Origin of the sequence: Micromonospora sp. NPDC047812, from assembly GCF_040704175.1 — a bacterium.
Classification (GTDB): Bacteria; Actinomycetota; Actinomycetes; order Mycobacteriales; family Micromonosporaceae; genus Micromonospora.
The window spans coordinates 118,759-140,054 of the sequence record NZ_JBEYRY010000002.1; the positions used below are offsets into that span (position 1 = coordinate 118,759).

25 protein-coding genes are annotated in these 21,296 nt (G+C 74.9%); 9 read left to right on the forward strand and 16 right to left on the reverse strand.

Features of this window, described 5'->3' with window-relative positions; all coding sequences use genetic code 11:
- The first annotated feature begins 108 nt into the window (after nt 1-108).
- Entirely contained in the window at nt 109-1,692 is a 1,584-nt protein-coding gene (gene dacB, locus AB0883_RS08230) for a D-alanyl-D-alanine carboxypeptidase/D-alanyl-D-alanine-endopeptidase (protein ID WP_366640513.1), read from the forward strand.
- Between the two features lie 37 nt (nt 1,693-1,729).
- On the opposite strand, the gene AB0883_RS08235 is transcribed toward dacB, so the two are convergent.
- The 6 genes from AB0883_RS08235 to AB0883_RS08260 form a co-directional block, all read right to left on the reverse strand.
- Nucleotides 1,730-2,056, reverse strand: coding sequence for a hypothetical protein (locus AB0883_RS08235; RefSeq protein ID WP_366640514.1), 327 nt, complete (start codon nt 2,054-2,056; stop codon nt 1,730-1,732).
- A gap of 148 nt (nt 2,057-2,204) precedes the next feature.
- The gene (locus AB0883_RS08240) at nt 2,205-2,549 is read right to left on the reverse strand and encodes a DUF1330 domain-containing protein (protein ID WP_366640515.1); all 345 of its coding nucleotides are present in this window, start codon (nt 2,547-2,549) and stop codon (nt 2,205-2,207) included.
- A gap of 118 nt (nt 2,550-2,667) precedes the next feature.
- A complete protein-coding gene (locus AB0883_RS08245; RefSeq protein WP_366640517.1) occupies nt 2,668-3,099 on the reverse strand; it encodes a nitroreductase family deazaflavin-dependent oxidoreductase in 432 nt (143 codons plus the stop codon).
- A gap of 97 nt (nt 3,100-3,196) precedes the next feature.
- Nucleotides 3,197-4,168: a hypothetical protein gene (locus tag AB0883_RS08250; RefSeq protein ID WP_366640519.1), complete on the reverse strand. Its 972-nt coding sequence runs from the start codon at nt 4,166-4,168 to the stop codon at nt 3,197-3,199.
- Between the two features lie 170 nt (nt 4,169-4,338).
- Nucleotides 4,339-4,788: a pyridoxamine 5'-phosphate oxidase family protein gene (locus tag AB0883_RS08255; protein WP_366640521.1), complete on the reverse strand. Its 450-nt coding sequence runs from the start codon at nt 4,786-4,788 to the stop codon at nt 4,339-4,341.
- A 46-nt stretch (nt 4,789-4,834) separates the two neighbouring features.
- Complete coding sequence (locus AB0883_RS08260; RefSeq protein ID WP_366640523.1) at nt 4,835-5,428, reverse strand: pentapeptide repeat-containing protein; 594 nt, start codon at nt 5,426-5,428, stop codon at nt 4,835-4,837.
- A 78-nt stretch (nt 5,429-5,506) separates the two neighbouring features.
- Here AB0883_RS08260 and AB0883_RS08265 point away from each other — a divergent pair, with 78 nt between their 5' ends.
- Together AB0883_RS08265 and AB0883_RS08270 are read left to right on the forward strand one after the other, a co-directional pair.
- Nucleotides 5,507-6,739 carry a serine hydrolase domain-containing protein gene (locus AB0883_RS08265; RefSeq protein ID WP_366640524.1) on the forward strand — a complete coding sequence of 411 codons (1,233 nt, stop codon included), beginning with the start codon at nt 5,507-5,509 and terminating at the stop codon, nt 6,737-6,739.
- A 144-nt stretch (nt 6,740-6,883) separates the two neighbouring features.
- The gene (locus AB0883_RS08270) at nt 6,884-7,525 is read left to right on the forward strand and encodes an NAD(P)H-binding protein (protein WP_366640526.1); all 642 of its coding nucleotides are present in this window, start codon (nt 6,884-6,886) and stop codon (nt 7,523-7,525) included.
- Between the two features lie 63 nt (nt 7,526-7,588).
- Here the strand turns inward: AB0883_RS08270 and AB0883_RS08275 are convergent, their stop codons facing one another.
- Nucleotides 7,589-8,053: a PPOX class F420-dependent oxidoreductase gene (locus tag AB0883_RS08275; protein ID WP_366640527.1), complete on the reverse strand. Its 465-nt coding sequence runs from the start codon at nt 8,051-8,053 to the stop codon at nt 7,589-7,591.
- A gap of 77 nt (nt 8,054-8,130) precedes the next feature.
- Complete coding sequence (locus tag AB0883_RS08280) at nt 8,131-8,772, reverse strand: hypothetical protein (protein ID WP_366640529.1); 642 nt, start codon at nt 8,770-8,772, stop codon at nt 8,131-8,133.
- Between the two features lie 304 nt (nt 8,773-9,076).
- Here AB0883_RS08280 and AB0883_RS08285 point away from each other — a divergent pair, with 304 nt between their 5' ends.
- Complete coding sequence (locus tag AB0883_RS08285) at nt 9,077-9,865, forward strand: D-Ala-D-Ala carboxypeptidase family metallohydrolase (protein WP_366640531.1); 789 nt, start codon at nt 9,077-9,079, stop codon at nt 9,863-9,865.
- Nucleotides 9,866-10,000: 135 nt separating this feature from the next.
- Here AB0883_RS08285 and AB0883_RS08290 read toward each other — a convergent pair whose 3' ends face one another.
- From AB0883_RS08290 to AB0883_RS08300, 3 genes are all read right to left on the reverse strand, one after another.
- On the reverse strand, nt 10,001-10,444 hold the full coding sequence (locus AB0883_RS08290) for a hypothetical protein (RefSeq protein ID WP_366640533.1): 444 nt from the start codon (nt 10,442-10,444) through the stop codon (nt 10,001-10,003).
- 99 nt (nt 10,445-10,543) lie between these two features.
- On the reverse strand, nt 10,544-11,293 hold the full coding sequence (locus tag AB0883_RS08295) for a response regulator transcription factor (protein WP_366641680.1): 750 nt from the start codon (nt 11,291-11,293) through the stop codon (nt 10,544-10,546).
- Nucleotides 11,272-12,525 (reverse strand): histidine kinase, encoded by a 1,254-nt coding sequence (locus AB0883_RS08300; protein ID WP_366640535.1) that lies wholly within the window; start codon nt 12,523-12,525, stop codon nt 11,272-11,274. Before AB0883_RS08300 ends, AB0883_RS08295 begins: the two co-directional genes overlap by 22 nt.
- A gap of 134 nt (nt 12,526-12,659) precedes the next feature.
- Here AB0883_RS08300 and AB0883_RS08305 point away from each other — a divergent pair, with 134 nt between their 5' ends.
- The 5 genes from AB0883_RS08305 to AB0883_RS08325 all read left to right on the forward strand — a co-directional run bounded on the left by AB0883_RS08305 (nt 12,660) and on the right by AB0883_RS08325 (nt 17,225).
- A complete protein-coding gene (locus tag AB0883_RS08305; protein ID WP_366640536.1) occupies nt 12,660-13,556 on the forward strand; it encodes an ATP-binding cassette domain-containing protein in 897 nt (298 codons plus the stop codon).
- Nucleotides 13,553-14,350 (forward strand): ABC transporter permease, encoded by a 798-nt coding sequence (locus AB0883_RS08310; protein WP_366640538.1) that lies wholly within the window; start codon nt 13,553-13,555, stop codon nt 14,348-14,350. Before AB0883_RS08305 ends, AB0883_RS08310 begins: the two co-directional genes overlap by 4 nt.
- A gap of 2 nt (nt 14,351-14,352) precedes the next feature.
- The gene (locus tag AB0883_RS08315; protein WP_366640540.1) at nt 14,353-15,096 is read left to right on the forward strand and encodes a hypothetical protein; all 744 of its coding nucleotides are present in this window, start codon (nt 14,353-14,355) and stop codon (nt 15,094-15,096) included.
- Nucleotides 15,097-15,135: 39 nt separating this feature from the next.
- A complete protein-coding gene (locus tag AB0883_RS08320) occupies nt 15,136-15,678 on the forward strand; it encodes a heme-binding protein (RefSeq protein ID WP_366640542.1) in 543 nt (180 codons plus the stop codon).
- Between the two features lie 125 nt (nt 15,679-15,803).
- Nucleotides 15,804-17,225, forward strand: a complete 1,422-nt coding sequence (locus AB0883_RS08325) for an amino acid permease (protein ID WP_366640543.1) — start codon at nt 15,804-15,806, stop codon at nt 17,223-17,225.
- On the opposite strand, the gene AB0883_RS08330 is transcribed toward AB0883_RS08325, so the two are convergent.
- The 5 genes from AB0883_RS08330 to AB0883_RS08350 are packed head-to-tail and all read right to left on the reverse strand — an operon-like array spanning nt 17,189 to nt 21,140.
- Nucleotides 17,189-17,872: a 4Fe-4S cluster-binding domain-containing protein gene (locus tag AB0883_RS08330; RefSeq protein WP_366640545.1), complete on the reverse strand. Its 684-nt coding sequence runs from the start codon at nt 17,870-17,872 to the stop codon at nt 17,189-17,191. The two genes, AB0883_RS08325 and AB0883_RS08330, sit on opposite strands and share 37 nt — an antisense overlap.
- Nucleotides 17,865-18,824: a helix-hairpin-helix domain-containing protein gene (locus AB0883_RS08335; protein ID WP_366640547.1), complete on the reverse strand. Its 960-nt coding sequence runs from the start codon at nt 18,822-18,824 to the stop codon at nt 17,865-17,867. The genes AB0883_RS08330 and AB0883_RS08335 overlap by 8 nt, the downstream gene beginning before the upstream one ends.
- Nucleotides 18,808-19,020: a DUF2997 domain-containing protein gene (locus AB0883_RS08340; protein ID WP_366640549.1), complete on the reverse strand. Its 213-nt coding sequence runs from the start codon at nt 19,018-19,020 to the stop codon at nt 18,808-18,810. The genes AB0883_RS08335 and AB0883_RS08340 overlap by 17 nt, the downstream gene beginning before the upstream one ends.
- Entirely contained in the window at nt 19,020-19,472 is a 453-nt protein-coding gene (locus AB0883_RS08345) for a hypothetical protein (protein WP_121396379.1), read from the reverse strand. Before AB0883_RS08345 ends, AB0883_RS08340 begins: the two co-directional genes overlap by 1 nt.
- Nucleotides 19,473-19,502: 30 nt before the next feature.
- Nucleotides 19,503-21,140 (reverse strand): AAA family ATPase, encoded by a 1,638-nt coding sequence (locus AB0883_RS08350; RefSeq protein ID WP_366640551.1) that lies wholly within the window; start codon nt 21,138-21,140, stop codon nt 19,503-19,505.
- Nucleotides 21,141-21,296: the final 156 nt, after the last annotated feature.

The window sequence follows — 21,296 nt, forward strand, 5'->3', positions numbered from 1 at the left end:
CGGCTGCCCGCCGGAAGCGTCTCGCCGGTCACAGCCCGCCGGGCCCACGGAAGATTTCTTTCCATCGACGGTCTTTTCTGGCAGATACCTGCATGGCAGCATCACCCCATGCATCGTCGTCTCTTCCCCCGGACGCTCGCGCTGGTGGCGCTGGTCGCCGCCGCCGCCACGGCGGGCGCGCCCACCGCCACCGCCGAGTCCCCGACGCCCGCGGCGACCCGGCTGAACGCCACCATCGACGCGATCCTCGCCGACAGCCGGCTGGCCGGGGCGCAGGCCTCGGTGGTGGTCAAGGACGCGACGACCGGAGAGACGGTCTACCACCGCAACGGCGACCGCCGCCTGGTGCCCGCCTCCAACACCAAGCTGCTGACCTCGGCGGCGGCGCTGGAACTGCTCGGGCCGGGCCACCGCTTCAGCACCGAGGTGCGGGCCAGCGGCGCCCGCCGGGCGGGCCTGGTCTCCGGCAACCTCTACCTGCGCGGCGGCGGCGACCCGACCATGCTGGCCGCCGACTACGACGCGCTGGCCGCGCAGGTCGCCGCCGCGGGCGTCCGGGTGGTCACCGGCAACCTGGTGGCCGACGACACCCGTTACGACAGCACCCGCCTCGGCCCCGACTGGACCTGGGACGACGAGCCGTACTACTACGCCGCGCAGGTCTCCGCCCTGACCGTGGCACCGGACACCGACTACGACGCGGGCACCGTCATCGTCCACGCCGCCCCCGGCGCGGCCGCCGGCGCGCGTCCGGTCGTCACCACCACCCCGGCCACCCGGTACCTGAAGATCGACAACCGGGCCGAGACGATCGCCGGCGGGGAGACGTCGGTCTCCTTCGAGCGCGCGCACGGCAGCAACACGGTCGTGGTGACCGGGCAGATCGCGCTCGGCGCCGCGCCGGCGAGCGACTGGGTCAGCGTCTGGGAGCCCACCGGCTACGCCGCCGACGTCTTCCGCTCGGCGCTGCGTAAGCACGGCGTACGGGTGCTCGGCCGGACGGTGCCCGGCCAGGCCACCCCGGAGGGCGCGGCCGAGCTGGCGCGGCACCGCTCGATGCCCCTGGCCGAGCTGATGGTGCCGTTCCTCAAGCTGTCCAACAACGGGCACGCCGAGGTGCTGACCAAGGAGATCGGCCGGGTGCTCTCCGGCTCCGGCACCTGGTCGGCCGGGCTGGCCGCGATCAGCGAGTACGTGGCCGACACCGGGATGGACACCGGCACGCTGCGCCAGCGGGACGGCTCGGGGCTCTCCCGGCGCAACCTCATCCCCGCCGACGAGTTCGTGGACCTGCTCACCGCCGTACGCGACGAGCCCTGGTTCGACACCTGGTACGCGGCCCTGCCGGTCGCCGGCGAGGCGGACCGGTTCGTCGGCGGGACGCTGCGCAGCCGGATGCGGGGCACGGCGGCGGCGGGCAACGTGCACGCCAAGACCGGCAGCCTGACCGGCGTCTCCGGCCTCTCCGGCTACGTCACCGACGCCGACGGGCGGGTGCTGGCGTTCTCGATCCTGCTCAACAACTACCTGGCCGCCTCGGTGAAGACGCTGGAGGACCAGATCGCGATCGCCCTGGCCTCGTACACGGCCAAGGGCGTGACCGGCGCGCGGGTCTCGGCCCCGGCGGCGCCCGACGCCCCCCGGGTCCCGGAGGGCCTGGAGTGCGCCTGGGTCAAGCCGAACGCCTGCTGACGGGCCGGCGGGGCCCGGTGCGGGGGCCCCGCCGGCGCTAGGCGCCGGGGCGGTGCGGAACCTCGGCCGCCGGGTCGCCGCGCTCGATCAGCGCGGCGATCTCGGCGGGACGCAGGCCACGCTGCGCCAGCACGCGCGTGCCCCAGCGGTGCAGCCGGCACGGGTGCGGGCTGGCGTCGTTGCGGCAGACCGTCCCGCCGGACCAGGGCCGGGGCGCGTGCACCACGACCGCCCGCACGGCGAACTGGGCGTCCTCGACGGTCACGTACGGCGGCAGCGGGATGTCCCGGAGCACCTCCCCGGACGGTTCCCCGGCGCCCCGGGGGGCGGCCGGGCGGACGGTGCGGGTGGTGACGCTGCTCATCGGTCAAACCTCCACAGGGGATTGTCGGAGATGGACAGCAGAAAGTTACGGCAGGCACGACGCAGCGCGACGGACAAACTGTCCCGCAACGTGGACACGGATGGCCCGGCGCCCGGCGGCGGGACCGCCCTCGGGGCGGAGCCGCCGGTCAGCCGGCCGCCCGCGTCCGCAGGCGGGCGGCCGTCCGGCGGGGGTCGTAGTCGGGGGCGACGCCGTCGACGATCAGCGCCGCGCCCGGGATGTGCCGGGTGCGCAGCGGCAGGATCTCCTGGTACGCCGGCGAGTCGTACCAGGCGCGGGCCCGGTCGAGGTCGGGGAACTCGATGACGACCACGGTGCCCGGCCAGTCGCCCTCCCTGACCTCCACCTCGGCGCCGTGCACCCGGAACCGGCCGCCGAACGGGTCCAGCGTGGCCTGGATCCGCTCGATGTAGGTGAGGATGTCCTCGTTGAGCGGGGTGTGGTGCAGGTGGGCGAGCGCGAACGCGGGCATGGTGCCTCCCGGGAGCCGGTCCGCCCGGCCGGACGGACCGGGGCGGTACGCCGAGTCTTCCGCCGGCACGCCCCCGGCGTCGATTACCCGTCAGGTAACGACGGCGGGTCGCTCCCGCTCAGGCGCGTTCGAGCACGACGACGGGGATCTCCCGGTCGGTCTTCGCCTGGTACTCGTCGTACGCCGGCCAGATGGCGGCCATCGTGGACCACATGCGCGGCTTCTCCTCCGCCGTCGCGGTCCGCGCCCGCGCGGTGAACCGCTCGGCGCCCACCTGCACCTCGACCAGCGGCTCGTCGAGCAGGTTGAGGTACCAGGCCGGGTGCTTCGGGTCGCCGCCCTGCGAGGCGACGACCAGGTAGGCGTCGCCGTCGCGGCCGTAGATCAGCGCGGTGCGCCGCAGCTTGCCGCTGCGCCGGCCCCGGGTGGTCAGCAGCAGGGTGAAGACCCCGGGCTGCCACTCGTGCCCCTCGGCGCCGCCGGTCTCGACGTACCGCCGGATGTGGTCGGCCACCCAGCCCTGCGGACTGTCCAGCACCTGCTCGCCCATCGGCCCTCCCGTTCGCCCTCGCGCACCCGGTCGTCGCGACCACGCTACTCCGGGCAGCGGCCGGTCGCCGGACGAACGAGGCCGCCCGGACGCCGGGTCAGCGCAGCGCGACCGCCTGGACGCCGACGTTGCCGCAGTCGTCGCTGAACGCCTGCTCCACCGTCCAGGTCAGCACCAGCCGGCTGCCCTTCGGCGCCTGGAACCGGATGGTGAACTCGGTGGACCGGCTGGTGTGCCGGTCCTCGATCCGCAGGGTCCGGCTCGGACCGCCGACGGAGAGGCGGGCGTCCAGCCGTCCCCGGGCCATCCACACCCCGCCGTACAGCCGGACGGTGCGCGCCCGGCCGTCGGCGACCACCGCGAGCGTGAAGCCGCTGCCGGCGCCGCACCGGTAGATCCCGTGGGGCGAGCCGCTCACCGACGCCACCGGGCTGCCGTCGCGCCAGCTGAAGCTCTCCTGGTTGTCGTCCCAGCCGCCCCGGCGGCCGGTGCCGCCCTCGTCGCGGATCTCGCCGGAGCCGCCGCGCTTGCGGACCGCCGACTCCGCGCCGCGCAGGCCCCAGTGGACCCAGTCGCGGCGGCCCACCGTGGTCAGGTCCACCTCGCCCGGCACCTCGGCCATGCTGGCGGCGAGCACCGCCCGCACCGGCGGCGCGGACGTCGGTGGCGTCGACGGCGTCGGTGGCATTGGAGACGGGCTCGGCGGACGCTGCCGGGGCCGCAGCCCGGGCGAGACCAGGCCGGCGTCGAGGTCGCGCCCCTCCAGAGCGGGGAAGCCGCTCGGCCGGCCGGCGCCCGCCGGCACGCCGCCGGCGTCTTCGCCGTCCGGCTCGGGGTCGCCGGCGGTCAGGTACGACACGAGGGCGACCAGGCAGGCGAGCACGGCGATCCCCTCGACGGCCCACCGGCGGCGCTGCCGCGCCCGGGCCAGCCGCCGCAGGTCGGTGCGGGTGTGCCCGGCCTGCGGCGGGGGCGGGTGCGGCGCCCCGGGCGGGGCTGCCGGCGCGCCGTCCCGGCGGCCGTACCGCGACGGCCGGACGTGCTGTCGGGTGAGGTCTTCCTCCGCCACCGACCCTCCACTCCCCACCGGCCCCGGCGCGGAGGCGGGCGTCCGTCGTCGGCGTCCCGCGCCCGCACCGCCTCGTCCGTCGCGCCGGACGGGACGGGCGTGTCCAGCTCGTCACCGGACGGTAGCGGACATCGATCAGTACGACGGTCGCGGGTCCTGCGGCGGTCGGCTCAGTCCCGCCGGCGGCGGCGCAGACCCCGGCCGGGATGCCAGCTCTCGATCACCAGGTGGTCCGGCGGGTCGCCCACCCGGGTCAGCACCACCTCGGTCAGCTCGATCCGGAACCGGTGCGAGCCGTCCTCGCCCGGCGGTTCCTCGTGCGCCCGCCCGGCGATCTTCGCGTCGCCGCCCCAGGCTCCCGGGTCGTCGGCCGGAGTGTCCTCGGTCGGGCAGTGCAGCGCCACCCGTGGGTCGCGGCGCAGGTCGAGCGCCTTGACCGCGCCGGGCAGGCTGCCCAGCCGCAGGTGCCCGCCGTCGAAGTCGAACTCGGTGCCGCTGATCCGGGGGGAGCCGTCCCGGCGCAGCGTCGCCATCGTGCCGTGTTTGCGTACCGCGAAGCGCGCCCGGACGCGCTCGGCGAAGCCGGGCTCGTCCCGGACGAGATCTGACCACCATGCCATGACGCCAAGCCTGGCAGGCAATCCGGACAACCCGCGTCGGCTTTCCTCAGCGGATCTCGAAGCCGAGCGCCTGCGCGATCACCAGGGTCTGCGCGGGGTCGACGATCGCCCCGGCCCGTTCCACCACCGTCGGGTCGAGCGCGGTCAGGTCGCTGCCGCGCAGGTCGGCCCCGGACAGCCGGGAGCTGTGCAGCTGCGCGGCGGAGAGGTCGACGCCGGTGACCGTGGCCCCGGTGAGGTTGGCCCCGGTCAGATCCACCTCCCGCATCCGGACGTCGGTGATGTGGACCCCGCGCAGGTCGGCGCCGGGCAGCGCGACGAACGACCAGTCGCCACCGGCGACCGTCAGCGGCCGCAGGTCGCACTGGGCGAAGGTGCTGCCCACGAGCTTGCAGCCGGTGAACTCCGCCTCGAAGAAGTTGCACCGCTGGAAGGTGCAGCGGGTGAAGGCCGAGTCGGTGTGCCGGGAGGCGTTGAACTTCACGTTGCCGAAGGTGCAGCCGTCGAAGACCGCGCCCCGGCTCACCGCCTCGGTCAGGTCGACGTGGAAGAACTCGCAGCGGACGAAGCGGCGGTCCACCAGTTCCTCGCCGTACCAGTCCTCGTTGCGGAAGCTCTCGTCCTCGGTCAGCTCGGGCATCGGACCAGGCTACCGAGCAGGTGGGACAACGGCCGGGGGCCCTTCCACCGGGGCGTACCGGCTAGTAGTTTCGGCGACGTGAGTGTGGCACGCAGCATCGACCCGGACCAGATCGGCTTCGACCCGGCGCGGTTGGCGCGCATCGACGAGCACTTCGGCAGGTACGTCGACGACGGTCGCCTCGCCGGCTGGCAGGTGCTGGTCACCCGCCGCGGCGAGATCGCCCATTCCTCGACGTACGGGCTGCGCGACGCGGAGGCGGGCAGGCCCGTCGAGGCGGACACGCTCTGGCGCATCTACTCGATGACCAAGCCCGTCACCTCCGTCGCCGCGATGATCCTGTGGGAGGAGGGCCGCTTCGAGCTGACCGACGAGATCAGCCGGTGGCTGCCCGAGTTCGCGGACCTGCGGGTCTATTCCAAGGGCTCGGCCCTCAAGCCGCACACGGTGCCGGCGGTCGAACCGATCCGGGTCTGGCACCTGCTCACCCACACCGCCGGCCTGACGTACGGCTTCATGCAGACCTCGGTGGTCGACACCATCTACCGGGCCGCCGGCTACGACCTGTACCCGCCGGCGGACGTCGACCTGGCGACGGCCTGCCAGGCCTTCGGCGAGCTGCCGCTGCTGTTCCAGCCCGGCACCGCGTGGGGCTACTCGGTCGCCACCGACGTGCTCGGCCGGCTGGTCGAGGTGGTCTCCGGGCAGAGCCTGGACGCCTTCTTCGCCGACCGGATCTTCCGCCCGCTGGGCATGACCGACACGCACTGGTGGGCCGGGGGCGACACCGCCGACCGGCTCGCCGCCCTCTACGCGCCCGATCCGCGCACCGGTCGCGCGTTCCGCTACGACAAGCTGGGCGCCCTGGCGTACGAGAAGCCGCTGCTGCTCTCCGGCGGCGGCGGCCTGATCTCCAGCGCCGCCGACTACCACCGGTTCACCCAGATGCTGTTGCGCGGCGGCGAGCTGGACGGGGCACGCCTGCTGGGGCCGCGCACGGTGCGCTTCATGACCCGCAACCACCTGCCCGGCGGGCGGGACCTGGAGACGCTCTCCGCCGGTGGCTTCGCCGAGACCACCCTCGACGGGATCGGCTTCGGGCTCGGCTTCGCCGTGGTCGACGACCCCGTGCCGAGCCGGGTGCCGAGCAGCCCCGGCGAGTACTACTGGGGCGGCATGGCGAGCACGGCGTTCTGGGTCGACCCGGCCGAGGAGGTCACGGCCCTGTTCTTCACCCAGCTCATGCCGTCGAGCACCTACCCGATCCGGCCGCAGCTGCGGCAGCTCGTCTACTCCGCCCTGGTCGACTGAGCCCGGGCGCCGTACCTTACGCCTCCAGGCGGGACGACCACCGTGCCGGTCGCTCGCGACGGCCGGGATCGCGGTAACGGCACCGGCCGGTCGACCTGGTCAATAGCCTGGAGGCGGACCAGGTCGGGCAGGGCGGGAGGCGATATGAGCAACATCGTCGTGTTCGGCGCGGGTGGCACCGCGGGGTCGCGGATCACCGCCGAGGCGGTCGGCCGGGGGCACCGGGTCACCGCGGCGGTACGCCGGCCGGAGGCCACCTCGTACCTGCCGCCGGCGGTCACGGTGGTCACCGGGGACGCCACCAGCGAGCGGAGCGTACGGGAACTGGCGCCCGACACGGACGCCATGGTGGTGGCGATCGGCGGCGGCGAACACGATTTGTGGCTCGACGCGGCGCGGAACCTGGTCGGCGTGCTGCGCGGCATGCCGGCCGCGCCCCGGATCATCCACGTGGGCGGCGGGTCGACGCTGCTCACCCCGAAGGGCACCCGCTACCTCGACGAGCCGGACTTCCCCGAGGAGTACCGCGACGCGGCCATGGGGCAGGCCGACGCGCTCGACTTCTACCGCTCCTCGGCCGACGGGGTGACCTGGACGTACGTCTCCCCGCCGCCGCTGGAGTTCCATCCGGGCGAGCGCACCGGGCACTACCGCACCGGCGGCGACCAGCCGGTGACCGACCACGAGGGCCGCTCGGTGCTCAGCTACGAGGACCTGGCGGTGGCGATCGTGGACGAGATCGAACAGCCGCGCCACGAGAACGCCCGCTTCACCGCCGCGTACTGAGGGCGGCCCGGGCACTCGCGGTGGCCCACGGCGGCGCGGGACAGCGGGTCGGCGGGCGGGTCGTCAGTCGGCGAGGCGGGCGGGGAAGCCGCCGGTGGCGATCGGGCCCCACGCCTCGATGGTGACCCGGATCAGCGACTTGCCCTGCCGGAGCATCGCCGCCCGGTACTCGTCCCAGTCCGGGTGCTCGCCGGAGATGCAGCGGAAGTAGTCCACCAGCGGCTCCAGCGCCTCCGGCAGGTCCAGCACCTCGGCGGTGCCGTCGACCTGCACCCACGGGCCGTTCCAGTCGTCGGAGAGCACGCAGGCCGACACCCGCGGGTCGCGGCGGACGTTGGCCACCTTGGCCCGCTCGGGATAGGTGGAGATCACCAACCGCCCGTCGCCGTCCACCCCGGCCGAGACCGGGGACGACTGCGGCCGACCGTCGGCGCGGGTGGTGATCAGCACCACCCGGTGCCGTGGCCGGAGGAACTCGGTCAGCTCGGCCCGGTCGACCCGGGTGTTCGTCGCGATGCTGCGTGCCATCGTTCGTTCCTACCAGGGCGCCCGCCGCCCGGCGACCGCACCGGGCGGAACAGGCGCCACGCCGTGCCCCGGCGGCCTCAGCGGGGGCGCGGGGCGGCGCGGCCGGCGGCGGGCTGGGCCGGCACCCGGGGGCGGACCGAGGGCCGCCAGGCGCGGCCGTTGGCGTAGATCACCCGGAATCCGAGGTACGAGGCGAGGGGCGCCCAGTGCGCGGAGCCCATCCGCAGCTCGGCGGCGTTGTGCCGCTGCCCGTTGGCCAGCACGTCGAGCAGGACGGTTTCGAAGGCGGCCGATTCGACCCAGTCCACCTCCCGGGTGTATCCGCAGATCAGGGCCGCTCCGGTGGCGTCGAGGAAGTCCCGCAGCACGGCGTCGGAGGCCCGCAGCACCGAACAGCTGCCGAAATAGAGCCGTCGGCCCTCGCAGCGGCCCGCCATCAGCTCGGCGACGTCGGCGAGCGCCACCGATTCCCAGTCGGTGAGGCAGAGCCGGCTCGGCTCGCCGTGCATGGCGAAGAAGCCGACGCGGTGGTCGGCGTACTGCTTGAGCAGCCAGCGGTCGAGGAAGTAGAACAGCTCGTCGCGGGTGGCCGCGTCCTTGTGGATGAAACGGATCTTTCCGAGCCGTTCGAGCAGTTCCAGGGTGGGCAGGACGGAGCCGCGCTCGTTGAGGTCGCGGTGCCACTGGCCCTCGATGCAGAAGACGCCACCACGTGCCATGTCGCCCCCTCCCCCGGTCCCGCCGGCGCTGACGTTACCGGGTCGGACCGGCGGGAGAACATCACCCCGCGTGTGCCGTACTGCGCCTTTGCGCCCCGTTCGCGCTCTGCTGTGGTCCGTTGCCGATCAATGGGTGGTTCGCAATTCGCGTAATGCCCAGGCAACGCCCAGGAACGGCGAATCGTGAGGACAATTCTTGTTAATCGCCGCGAACCGCCCGGGGGCCTGCCACTGTGGAAATGCGGGACGGCCAGGCCGATGTCCCGGATGCCACCCCATTCCCACTCCTATCGGGAGGACTTCTGTGCGCGTTAACACCCTGAAACGGGCGGCTGTCGCATTCGCCCTGGCGTTGCCGGCAGCCGCTGTCGCCACGGTGGTCGCCGCGCCAGCGGCCCATGCCGACGGCTGCTACACGTGGCAGCGCAACCTCTACCAGGGGCGCTCCGGCAACGACGTCCGCCAGTTGCAGATCCGGGTGGCCGGGTGGGCCGGCAACCGGGACATCGTGGAGAACGACGGCCGCTACGGACCGAAGACCGCCGCCGCCGTCAAGCGCTTCCAGGCCGCGTACGGGCTGCGCGCCGACGGCGTCGCCGGACCGCAGACGTACGGCAAGCTCTACGCCCTCCAGGACGACGACTGCACGCCGCGGCACTTCAGCTACGGCGAGATGGACGACGGCTGCGGTCGTGGCGGCTGGACCGGCGGCCCGCTCTCCGCCGCGCAGACCCGGCAGAACGCGCTGCGCACGATGTGGAAGCTGGAGGCGATGCGGCGCAGCCTCGGCGACAAGCCGCTGCGCGTCAGCAGCGGCTTCCGCAGCCGCGCCTGCAACGACCAGGTCGGCGGGGCGTCCGACAGCCAGCACCTCTACGGCAACGCCGCCGACGTGGTGTCGCGCACCAGCTCGCTGTGCCAGATCGCCCGCGACGCCCGCAACCGGGGCTTCAGCGGGATCTACGGTCCCGGTTACCCGGACCACGACGACCACGTGCACGTGGACTCGCGGCGGGAGAACAACAGCGACGACACCTCGAACACCACCAGTTGGTCCGCGCCGGACTGCGGGATCGGCGCCGGCAACGACTGAGCCGGCCGGACGACGACGACCGTCCCGGTGCGCGGGTGGGAACCCCGCGCACCGGGCCGGCGTCGTCTCCCCCGGTCCCCGCCGGCAGGCGTACCTCCGCCCGGCGGGCCGGCGGTCGCGCCGGCGTACCCCCGCTCAGCTCGCCCGGGGCCAGCGTGGCGCGGCGGCGGGGGGAGCCACCGGCCGGCCGGGGCCGGCGGGACGGGCGCCGGGCGCGACCGCACGCGGCCCGCCCGGGTGCCCGGCGGTGGTGCGTGGTGCGTGGGTGGTCGGCGCGGGGCCGGTCGCCGTGAACGGGAACGGCACGTGCACGAAGGGATTGCCGTGCCGCACCAGGGCGTCGATCTGCCGCTCGTTGAGCCCGTGCCGCTCCAGCACCCGCCGACCCCAGCGGTGCAGCCGGCACGGGTACGTCGCGCCGTCGTTGCGGCACAGCGGGCCGGCCGGCCACTCCTCGGCGGCGTGCACCACCACCGCCCGGACCGCGAGCCGGACGTCCTCGGGGGTCAGCGGCGCCGGTACCGGCACCTCGCCCAGGATCTGGTCGATGGGATCCGTCGACTGCTCACCAACCCGCACGGCAGGCCTCCCGCGGCTCCGGCAGCGGTGCGGCTGGCCCGCCGCACCGCATCCTCGGCGACTGGTACGGCCCCCGGCCCCGGAAGGTTCAATCCCGTCTCAGACGAGGCCGGCGTCGTGCACCAGCAGGGCGACCTGGACCCGGTTGTTCAGGCCGAGCTTCACCAGCAGCCGCGACACGTACGCCTTGACGGTCGCGACGCTCATGAACAGCTCGGCGGCGATCTCCGCGTTCGTCCGGCCCCGCCCGAGCGCCACCGCGACCGCGTGCTCCCGCTCGCTGAGCCCGGCGAGCTGCCGCAGTGCCCGCTCCCGGCGCGGGTCGGGGCCGCCCGCCGCGCCCGGCGCGGTGACGTGGTCGATCAGCCGGCGGGTCACCGCCGGGGAGAGCGTCGCCTCGCCCGCCGCCACCCGGCGCACCGCCCGCACGATCTCGGCCGGCGGGGTGTCCTTGAGCAGGAAGCCGCCGGCCCCGGCCCGCAGCGCCCGGAGCACCTGCTCGTCGGCGTCGAAGGTGGTCAGCACCAGCACCTCCGGCGGGTCGGGCGACGCGCGCAGCGCCTCGGTGGCCGCGAGACCGTCGAGCCGGGGCATCCGGATGTCCATCAGCACCACGTCCGGCGCGCAGGCGGCCACGGCGGTGGGCACCTCGCTGCCGTCGGCAGCCTCCCCGACCACGAGCAGGTCCGGCACCCCGCCGAGGATCATCGACAGGCCGGCCCGGACCAGCGCGTCGTCGTCGACGATCAGCACCCGCACCGGCCGGTCGGGGTCGGTCCCGCCCACCGCCGGCCCGCCCACCGCCGGGCCGGTCACCGCCGGGCCGGTCACGCCGGCCACGGCAGCCAGGCGGCCAGCCGGAAGTCGCCCGCGTCGTCCCGCCCGTACTCCAGCCGCCCACCGGCCAGGCTCACCCGCTCCGCGATGCCGACCAGACCGGTGCCCGCGCCGGGGATCTCCGGTCCGGCGATGCCGCCGACCGGCCACCGGTTGCGGATCTCCACGGTCAGCCCGTCGCCGGGGGCGCCGGCCACGTCGACGGTGACCGCCGCGCCGGCCGCGTGCTTGCGGGCGTTGGTGAGCCCCTCCTGCACGATCCGGTAGACGCTGCGCCCCACCGCCGCGGGTACCCGCTCCGCCGAGGTGACCACCTCGCGGACGCCGATCCGCGCCCCGGCCGACCGGGACTCCTCGACGAGCGCGGGCAGGTCGCCCAGGGTGGGCTGCGGGCGCTCGGGATCCGCCTCGGCGGTGGCCTCCGCGCGGAGCACCCCGATCACCTCGCGCAGGTCCTGCAATGCGGCGTGGGCGCTGCCCCGGATCACCCCGGCCGCCCGCGCCACCTCCTCCGGCGGCGCGTCCGGCCGGAACTCCAGCGCGCCGGCGTGCAGGCTGAGCAGCGAGATCCGGTGTGCCAGCACGTCGTGCATCTCGCGGGCGATCCGGGTGCGCTCCAGGTGCCGGGCCTGCGCCACCCGCAACTGCTGCTCCGCCTCGGCCCGCTCGGCGCGCTCGCGCAGCGACACGACGAGCTGCCGCCGGGCCCGGACGAACATCCCCCACGCCAGCACGCAGAGGCTGAGCACCACCCCCCAGACGACCGTGACCCAGTACGGCATCTGCGGATCCGGGCGCAGGTAGCTGAAGGCGAAGTTGGTGATCAGACCGGCGGCGGTCACCGCCAGCGCGACGCCCGTGCGACGGTGCACCACCACGGTGAAGTAGATGATCAGCAGCGGCACCGCCGCCGCCATCGAGAACAGGGTCAGCGGCACCGTCGCGACGGCGAGCCCCACCGGCCACCGGCGCCGCACCCAGAGCAGCGCGCAGCAGACGAGCCCCAGCAGGGCGTCGGCCGGGACCATCCAGCGCTGCGGCAGCGGGGCGGCGAACTCGGGGTCGGACGAGGCCGCGTCGGCCGTGGCCAGCAGCACCCAGCCGAGGGAGAGCAGGAAGCAGAGGCCGTCCACCACCCAGTCGCGGGTGGTGCGACGCGGCCCCCGCCCCACCCGCGCCGCCGGGTCGACGCTCAGCGCCCCCGGCAGCAGCCAGGGGTGCTCCGGTACGGCGGCACTGGTCACGCGACCCATGCTAGGCAGCCGCCCGGCGGGCCGACCAGCTACCAAAGTCGAGACCCTGGCGTCGACCAAGGTCGCCGCCGGACGAGACCGTCGGCCGCAGCGGGCGACCGGGTGGCTCCGGCAGCGTGACCGGCATGATCAGCGTGGAACACCTCACCAAACGGTACGGGCGGCACACCGCCGTCGACGACGTGTCGTTCCGTTGCGAGCCGGGCACCGTCACCGGCTTCCTGGGGCCGAACGGCGCCGGCAAGTCCACCACCATGCGGATGATCTGCGGGCTCACGCCGCCCAGCGGCGGCGGCGCGACGGTCGGCGGCCGGCCGTACCGGGAACTGCCCAACCCCGGGCGGGAGGTGGGCGTGCTGCTGGACGCCTCCGCCCAGCACGCCGGGCGCACCGGGCGGGAGGCGCTCACCGTGGCCGCGGCGACCATGGGCGTGGACCGCCGGCAGGTCGCCACCAAGCTCGACCTGGTCGGGCTGAACGAGGTCGCGGCGAAGCGCCGCCTCCGGGCGTACTCGCTGGGGATGCGGCAGCGGCTCGGCCTGGCGCACGCCCTGCTGGGCGACCCCCGGGTGCTGATCCTCGACGAGCCGGCCAACGGCCTGGACCCGGAGGGGATCTTCTGGATGCGCGGCCTGCTGCGCGACTTCGCCGACCGGGGCGGCACCGTGCTGCTCTCCTCCCACCTGCTGCGCGAGGTGGAGGCGGTCGCGGACCGGCTGGTGGTCATCGGGGGCGGCCGGATCGTGGCCCAGGGCGACAAGACCGAGTTGCTGGCCGGCGGCGGGACGCTGGTGCGGGCCCGGGACGCCGTGGCGCTGCGCGGCGCGTTGGAGCGGGCCGGGCTGCCCGTCACCGAGGGCACCGAGGGGCTGCTGGTCCACGCCGACGCCGAGGCGGTCGGGCAGGCCGCGGCCGACGCCGGCGTCGCCCTCACCGAACTGCGGTCGGCCGGCAGCGGCGGCCTCGAACAGCTCTTCCTCACCCTGACCGCCGGCGCGTCGACCCAGGAGGCCGTCCGATGACCACCGCCACCACCGCCAGCCCGCCCACCGCCGCCGCACCTGTGCGTCATTCCGACGTACGCCGGCCGTCGCTGCTCCGGCTCACCGGCGTGGAGCTGCGCAAGCTCGTCGACACCCGGGCCGGGCTCTGGCTGCTGATCACCATCGGGCTGCTCGCCGCCGTCCTCGTGGTGGTCCAGTTGATCTGGACGGACGACGACACGCAGACCTTCGCCAACTTCTTCCTCTCCTCGCTGCTGCCCATCGGGCTGCTGCTGCCCGTGCTGGGCATCCTGTCGATCACCGGGGAGTGGTCGCAGCGCACGGCGCTCACCACGTTCGCCCTGGTGCCCCGGCGGGGCCGGGTGATCGTCGCGAAGCTGGCCGCGGTGGTGCTGGCGGCCCTGGCGTCGGTGCTGGTGAGCCTCGGCGTGGCCGCCGCCGGCACGCTGGTCGCGGGGGCCACCGGCGGCGCCGGCACCTGGCGCATGGAGTGGGCCCTGGTGCTGCACGCCGTGGTGCTCCAGGTGGCCAACGTGCTGATGGGGGCCGGCTTCGGCCTGCTGCTGCTCAACACCCCGGTGGCGATCGTCGGCTTCCTGCTGCTGCCGACCCTCTGGTCGATCCTCGGCGAGATGATCCGGCCGCTGCGCGGCCCGGCGGGCTGGCTCGACACGGGCCGGACCATGGAGCCGCTGCTCACCCCGGACGTGACCGCCGGGCAGTGGGGACGGTTCGCCGTGTCGTTGCTGGTCTGGCTGGCCGTGCCGCTGGTCGCGGGGCTGGTCCGCACGCTGCGGCGCGAGGTGTCCTGACGGTGGACGGCTACGGCGCTCCCACCGTCGTCGACGGTGGCGCGGCGGAACTGGCGGTCCTCTGGGGCGGCATCCCGGCGCTCGGCGCGGGCGCCGGGTGGCTGCTCGTCGCGGGCGCGGAGTGGGTCGCCGGGCTGCCCTGGGCCCCCGCGCGGGACGTGTTCGAGCTGGTGGCCCGGCTGCCGGACCCGCAGGCCGGCATCGGCGGGCTGGCTCTCGGCACGCTGGGCGGCCTGCTGGTCGCCGCCGTCGGCACCGCCGAGCGGCTCGCCGTCACCGTCGACACCGCACGGGTCCGGCTGCGCCGCGACCGCACGGACCGGCAGGTCGACCGGCGACCGGTGCGCGCCGTCTTCGTCGACGGCAAGGACCTGGTGCTGCTCGGCGCGGACGACGAGGAGCTGGTCCGGGAGCGGTCGGACCTGGCCGTCGACCGGCTGCGCGACGCCTTCCGCGCGCACGGCTGGCCGTGGACCGACGGCGACCCGCACCGGGACGCGTACCGGCGGTGGGTGCCGGGCCTGCCCGGGCTGCCGACCGGCGCGGACGCGCTGCTGCGGGCCCGGCAGCGGGCCCTCGACGCCGACCGGGGCGGCGAGGCCCGGGAGCTGCGCGGCGAACTCGGCCGCACCGGGGTGGTGGTCCGCGACGACGGCCGGCGGCAGTACTGGCGGCTGACCCGGGCCGCCCCGCGCCCCCGGCCGCAGGACGCGACTTCGGCTGAGCCGGAGGTCGAGGGCCGGTAGCGTTGCTCCCGACGGGGCCCGGGGCACGGGGAGCGCGCGATGACCGAGCAGCAGCCGTACCGGGTGGTGGCCCGGCACCCCGGCTTCGAGCTGCGCCGCTACCCGGCCCACCTGGTCGCCGAGGTGCGGGCGGAGGGCGCGTTCGAGCAGGCCGCCCGGGACGCCTTCGCGCCGCTCGGCGCGTACCTGCGCGGCGCCAACCGCACCCGGCGGGCGACCGCCCGGGAGACGGGCCCGGAGCCGGTCGCCCTGACGGTCCCGTTCGTGCAGGAGGAGGGGGACCGACCGGGCCACTGGCTGGTGTGGCTCGTGATGCCGGCGGGCCTCACCCCCGACACGCTGCCCGAGCCGACGGACCCCCGGGTGCGTACCCGGATGGTCCCGGAACAGCTCGCCGCCGCGACGCGCTTCGCGGGCCGCTGGACGGCGCGGGCGTTCGACCGGCGGGCGACCGCGCTGGGCCGCGCGGTCACCGCGGCCGGGCTGCGTCCCACCGGCGCGGTCCGGTACGCGCGCTTCGATCCGCCGTGGAAGCCGTGGTTCCTGCGCCACAACGAGGTCGTGCTGCCGATCGCCGAGTGAGCCCGCTGCCGCATCCCGGCCCCGGCGTCCTCGTTGGAGATTTACCGGCGTCGTTCGCGGGTACCCGCACGGGCATCGCAGCCGGCGGGTCGGGCACGCCGGGCGGGTCGGGAAGGGGGACGACGATGACCTCCACGGGACGGACGGCAGGCGGCGGCACGGGCATCTTCCGCCGCAAGCCGGTCGAGGAGATCGCCGACGAGACCGGGGACGGGCTCGCGCGTTCCCTCGGGCTCTGGCAGCTCACCGCCATCGGGGTGGGCGGCATCATCGGCGCGGGCATCTTCGCCCTGGCCGGTGCGGTGGCGAGCGAGACCGCCGGCCCGGCCGTGCTGGTCTCGTTCCTGATCGCGGGGCTCGCCAGCGCGGCGGCGGCCCTGTCGTACGCCGAGTTCGCCGGCATGATCCCGAAGGCCGGCTCGGCCTACACCTACGGGTACGCGGTGCTCGGCGAGGCGGTGGGCTGGTTCATCGGCTGGGACCTGCTGTTGGAGTACACCGCGATCGTGGCCGTGGTGGCGATCGGCATCTCCGGCTACTTCTCGTTCCTGGTGGGCGAGCTGGGGGTGGACCTGCCGGCCTGGATGCTCGGCGCCCCGGGCACCGGCGAGGGACGGGTGGTCGACCTGTTCGCGGTGGTCCTCTGCCTGTTCATCGCGTTCCTGCTGAACCTCGGGATCAAGTCCGCCGCCCGCTTCGAGACGGTCGTCGTCGGCTTGAAGATCGCCGTGGTGCTGCTGGTCGTCGTGGTCGGCTTCTTCCACATCCGCACCGAGAACTACTCGCCGTTCTTCCCCTTCGGGCTGGGCGGGGCGTTCACCGGCGCGGCCACGGTCTTCTTCGCCGTGTTCGGCTACGACGCGATGAGCACCGCCGCCGAGGAGTCGAAGGACGCCCGCCGGCACATGCCCAAGGCGATCATCTACTCGCTGGCGATCTCGATGGTCCTCTACGTGCTGGCCACCCTGGTGCTGACCGGCATGCAGAACTACCGGGACATCGACCCGGAGAGCGGCTTCTCCTCCGCGTTCGCCTCCGTGGGGCTCTCCGGCCTGGCCAGCGTGATCGCGGTCGGCGCGATCATCGGCATCCTGACCGTGATGTTCACCTTCATGCTCGGCGTCACGCGGGTGTGGTTCTCGATGAGCCGGGACGGGCTGCTGCCGGGGTGGTTCGCCAAGCTGCACCCGGTCCGCCGGGTGCCGAGCCGGGTCACCTGGATCGTCGGCGTGGGCTCGGCCCTGATCGCCGGCTTCCTGCCGATCCGGGAGGCGGCCGAGCTGACCAACATCGGCATCCTGCTGGCCTTCGTGGTGGTCTGCGTCGCGGTGATCGTGCTGCGCTACCGCCGCCCCGACGCACCGCGCACCTTCCGGCTGCCGGGCATGCCCGTGGTGCCGGCGCTGGGCGCGGCCTTCTCCCTCTGGCTGATCACCTACCTGGCCCCGGAGACGTGGCTGCGCTTCGCCGTCTGGTTCCTGATCGGCGCGGTCATCTACGCCCTCTACGGCTACCGGCGCTCGGCGCTGGCCCGCCGCCGGGGCTGAGGGCGGGTCACCGACGCCAGCAGCTCGTCGAGGGCGTCGACCTCGGCCCAGCCGTTCACCGCGATCCGGCCGGCGGCGTCGACGGTCACCTCGACCCGGTCCGGGCTGCGCGACACCTCGTCGAGCAGGCCCGGGAAGCGGTCGCCGAGCAGCACGAACTCCTGGTTGGTGGAACCCACCCAGGGCCGCCGGGTGTCGACCCGGTCGGCCAGGAACGGCCCGGCGACGAGAAGGTCGGTCGCCGCCAGCAGCGCCGCGACGTCGTCCCGGCCCGCGTCGACCGCCCGGCGCAGCTGGGCCGTGGTGTACCCGGTGAAGGTCATCACCGAGCGACCGGCGGCGCGTACCCCGGCGGCGACGGCGGCCAGCGGGGCGGCCTGGTCGAAGGGCTCGCCGCCCAGCAGCGTCAGCCCCTCGGTGCCGGCGTCGAGCACCCGGCGCACCAGGTCGGTGGGGGCGACGCGTTCCCCGCCCCGGAAGGTCCACAGGTGCGGGTTGAAGCAACCGGGGCAGCGGATGGCGCAGCCCTGCACCCAGACAGCCGTCCGCTCGCCCGGCCCCTCGGCGCGGGTGGCGGCCAGGAAGCGGGCCACCGACACCGCCGCCGCCCCGGCCGTCGGGCGGGGCCCGGGACCATCGTCAGACATCGAGGACCCGTCCGGTCGGCGGCGGCCCGGGTGCCGGCCCGGCGGGCGGTACGCAGTCCAAGGCGTCGCGCAGGCGGGCGTACTCGTGGGGGGCCAGGTCGGCGGCGGCGGCGAACTCGGCGAGGCTGCCGAAGAACCCGCGCCGCTCCCGCTCGGCCAGCACCTGCCGGGCGCGCTGCGGATCGAAGCCGGGCAGCGCGGCGAGGGCCTCCGGGCTGACCGTGTTGACGTCGACCCTTCCGGACTCCCCGTTGGCCCACGGGTCCGACGGCGGCGTGAGCGGCTCGGACCCGAAGGGGTCGACCGGCTGGTACGGCATCATCGTCGGATCGGCCGCCGGCGACGGATACCCGGCCGGCGCGGGCGGCCGGCCCACCGGCGACCCGGGCGGCTGGGGCGGGTACGCCGACGCGGCGTGCGGGTAGCCGGCCGACGGTGGCGGGTAGGCGGCCGGCGGGTACGGGGACGGGTACCCCGCCGGCGAGCTGGGCGGGTACGTCGGCGTCATGCCCGGGTAGGGGGCGGGCACCGGGCCGGCGGGAGCCGCCCGGGGCAGCGGGGCCAACGGGTACGCCCCGGCCTGCCACGCCGCCGACCTGGCCTGGCGGTGGGCGAGCCAGCGCAGCCACGCCGGGTTGATCAGCGCGGCGTGCAGGATGCTGGAGGCCCAGACGGCCAGGAGCACACCGACCGCCCAGTCGCTGACGGCGCTCTCCTTGTCCGACTCGCCGACGAGGATGAACGCCGCCCAGCCCACCACGGCGTAGACGATGCCGGGGATCCACCAGGCCGCGCGCCGGGCCCGCGCGCCCACGTAGATGAACCCGAAGCCGCCGAGGCAGCTGCATCCGAGGACGGGCAGCAGCAGCCACCAGCTCTGCAACACCTGCCACATCGCGCTCGGCCGGGGCACGGCCGGGGGCGGCCAGCCAGGGCTAGGCGCGTTCGACATCGCGCTCCTCCTGCCGCGCGGGCGCGGCGGCGCGGTCGTGGTCGGCGGTGTACGCGCTGCGTACCGTGCGGGCCGCCAGCAGGTCCTCCAGCACGGCGATGTAGTCGAGGCAGCCGTCGCCGAGCACGTCCCTGGTCTCGGCGCTCACGACGCCCTCGCTGGTCACGGTGACCACGATCCGCGGCTGGTCGCCCATCACGACCTGCCCTCGACGGCGAACACCAGGCGGACGCTCGCGTCCTCGGTGACCTGTTCGGACTCCAGCCGCAGCCCGGCGGCGGGGGCCTGCTCGCGCAGCCGCTCCAGCACCGCCCGCTGGACCTGCCGCCCGTACGCGGCGTCGATGGCCCGGACCGCCTCGACGGCCCGCTGCTCGTCGACCTCGCCCGTGAAGTGCGCCGACCAGATGCCGTCCTCGCCGCGCCGGAAGCCGGCCCGCACCTCGGCCCAGTCCGCGATGATCGCGTCCGGCTCGGTGGTGACCACCGCGCCGGTGTCGCCCAACGCGGCGACGAGCAGCGTCTCGTCCCGCATCCGGGTCTGCACCTCGCAGACGACGCGGCCCTCCCCGTCCCGCCCGGCGGTGGCCGCGTGGGTCGCGGCGACGGCGGCGACGGCCAGCGGCAGGAGTATCAGTGAGACGCTCATCGGGGCCCTTCCTCGGTGTCGACCCACAGACTAGAACTCGACCGCTCGCCCGCCCTGTCCCCGTTGCTGCCCCGGACCGCCGGGGCGGGAGCCGCCCGGCCCGGCGGGGCGACCGCCGAGGTCCCAGTCCTCGGCGGCGGTGGCGGCGACGGCGCGGGCATCGGCCCAGGAGCGTACGGCGTCGATGCGTTCGGCCTGGGTGACGCTGAGCGGCACCATGCCGACCAGGGCCCGCACCAGGTCGTCGCGGCGCAGCGGACGTCGTTCGGCGAAGGCGTCGAAGAGCCCGCCGACGACGGCCTGCTCGATCTCGGCCCCCGAGTAGCCCTCGCTGAGCCCGGCGAGTTCGCCGAGCAGGGCGTCGTCGGGCGTCAGGGCGCCGGCGACGGCCGGGTTGCGCAGCCGCCGGGCGAGGTGGACCCGCCAGATCGACGCCCGCTCCGCGCGGGTCGGCAGGTCGACGAAGAAGATCTCGTCGAAGCGTCCCTTGCGGAGCAGTTCCGGGGGCAGCCGCTCGAAGTCGTTGGCGGTCGCGATGACGAAGACGGGCTGGGCCTTCTCCTGCATCCAGGTCAGGAAGGAGCCGAAGACCCGGGCGGAGGTGCCGGAGTCGCCGGCCCCGCCGACGAAGCCCTTCTCGATCTCGTCGACCCACAGCACGCAGGGCGCGGTCGCCTCGGCGGTCCGGATGGCGGTACGCATGTTCTGCTCGCTCGACCCGACGAGCCCGGCGAAGACCCGGCCGACGTCCAGCCGCAGCAGCGGCAGGCCCCAGGCCGAGGCGACCGCCTTCGCGGTCAGCGACTTGCCGCAGCCGGGCACCCCGGTGATCAGGACGCCCCGGGGCGCGGGCAGCCCGTACGCCGCCGCCTCGGCCAGCCAGGAACCGTCCCGCTTGGCCAGCCACCGCTTCAGGTTCTCCAGCCCGCCGACGTCGGCGAGGTCGACCGGGGCGTCGACGAACTCCAGCAGCCCCGACTTGCGTACGGTCTGCCGCTTCTCCTCGTGCACGACGGCGAGGTCGCTGCCGTCGAGCACGCCGTCGTTGACCATGGCGCGGGCGAACGCGTTCTCCGCCTCGTGCAGGGTGAGCCCGAGGGCCGCCTTGGCGAGCCGTTCCCGGCCGAGGTCGTCCAGCGCGATCCGGATCCGGCCGCTGGCGGAGTTGGCGGCGATCATGCCGTCGAGCACCCGCCGGATCTCCGTCTCGGTGGGCAGCGGGAAGTCGACGATGGTCACGTCCTTCTCCAGTTCCACCGGGATGTGCAGCACCGGCGAGACCAGGACCAGGGTGCGCGGCACCGGGCCGGCCTTGAACGCCGCCACCACGTCCCGCAGCCGGCGGACCACGCCGGGGGTGCCCGGCCGGTCGCTGCTGCCGTGCGCCGGGTGCAGGTCCTTGAAGATCAGCACGCTGGGGTGGTCGAGGCGCAGCGCGGCGGCCAGCGCGTCGTCCGGGTCGGTGGTGCCCTTGCGGGCGACGCCGTCGGGCTGCACGAGCCCCGTCGTCAGCGACCAGGTCCACACCGCCCGGGGCGTGCGGACGAGGGTGGCGTCCTGGGCGACGGCGCAGACCTCGGCGACCACCCGCTGTTCCTCGGACGACTCGACGTAGAGGACCGGGAAGCGCGCCTTGAGCATCTGCGACAGCGCGTCACGAAACGGCACCACCACCGTCGCCCCCTCCGACCCACCCGACCCACGAGCAGCGGAACTCTAACAGCCCGCACCCACCCCCGACCCGGCGTCGATCATGAGGTTGGCGGCGCGGCTCCCGGCATCTCCTCCCGCCAACCTCATGATCACCGGGCGCTGGGTGGGTGG

Excerpts from the sequence above, each read along its gene's own strand:
- dacB (WP_366640513.1), top strand. The coding sequence starts at position 109 with ATGCATCGTCGTCTCTTCCCCCGGACGCTCGCGCTGGTGGCGCTGGTC.
- AB0883_RS08235 (WP_366640514.1), bottom strand. The coding sequence starts at position 2,056 with ATGAGCAGCGTCACCACCCGCACCGTCCGCCCGGCCGCCCCCCGGGGC.
- AB0883_RS08240 (WP_366640515.1), bottom strand. The coding sequence starts at position 2,549 with ATGCCCGCGTTCGCGCTCGCCCACCTGCACCACACCCCGCTCAACGAG.
- AB0883_RS08245 (WP_366640517.1), bottom strand. The coding sequence starts at position 3,099 with ATGGGCGAGCAGGTGCTGGACAGTCCGCAGGGCTGGGTGGCCGACCAC.
- AB0883_RS08255 (WP_366640521.1), bottom strand. The coding sequence starts at position 4,788 with ATGGCATGGTGGTCAGATCTCGTCCGGGACGAGCCCGGCTTCGCCGAG.
- AB0883_RS08260 (WP_366640523.1), bottom strand. The coding sequence starts at position 5,428 with ATGCCCGAGCTGACCGAGGACGAGAGCTTCCGCAACGAGGACTGGTAC.
- AB0883_RS08270 (WP_366640526.1), top strand. The coding sequence starts at position 6,884 with ATGAGCAACATCGTCGTGTTCGGCGCGGGTGGCACCGCGGGGTCGCGG.
- AB0883_RS08275 (WP_366640527.1), bottom strand. The coding sequence starts at position 8,053 with ATGGCACGCAGCATCGCGACGAACACCCGGGTCGACCGGGCCGAGCTG.
- AB0883_RS08280 (WP_366640529.1), bottom strand. The coding sequence starts at position 8,772 with ATGGCACGTGGTGGCGTCTTCTGCATCGAGGGCCAGTGGCACCGCGAC.
- AB0883_RS08305 (WP_366640536.1), top strand. The coding sequence starts at position 12,660 with ATGATCAGCGTGGAACACCTCACCAAACGGTACGGGCGGCACACCGCC.
- AB0883_RS08310 (WP_366640538.1), top strand. The coding sequence starts at position 13,553 with ATGACCACCGCCACCACCGCCAGCCCGCCCACCGCCGCCGCACCTGTG.
- AB0883_RS08320 (WP_366640542.1), top strand. The coding sequence starts at position 15,136 with ATGACCGAGCAGCAGCCGTACCGGGTGGTGGCCCGGCACCCCGGCTTC.
- AB0883_RS08325 (WP_366640543.1), top strand. The coding sequence starts at position 15,804 with ATGACCTCCACGGGACGGACGGCAGGCGGCGGCACGGGCATCTTCCGC.
- AB0883_RS08330 (WP_366640545.1), bottom strand. The coding sequence starts at position 17,872 with ATGTCTGACGATGGTCCCGGGCCCCGCCCGACGGCCGGGGCGGCGGCG.
- AB0883_RS08335 (WP_366640547.1), bottom strand. The coding sequence starts at position 18,824 with ATGTCGAACGCGCCTAGCCCTGGCTGGCCGCCCCCGGCCGTGCCCCGG.
- AB0883_RS08340 (WP_366640549.1), bottom strand. The coding sequence starts at position 19,020 with ATGGGCGACCAGCCGCGGATCGTGGTCACCGTGACCAGCGAGGGCGTC.
- AB0883_RS08345 (WP_121396379.1), bottom strand. The coding sequence starts at position 19,472 with ATGAGCGTCTCACTGATACTCCTGCCGCTGGCCGTCGCCGCCGTCGCC.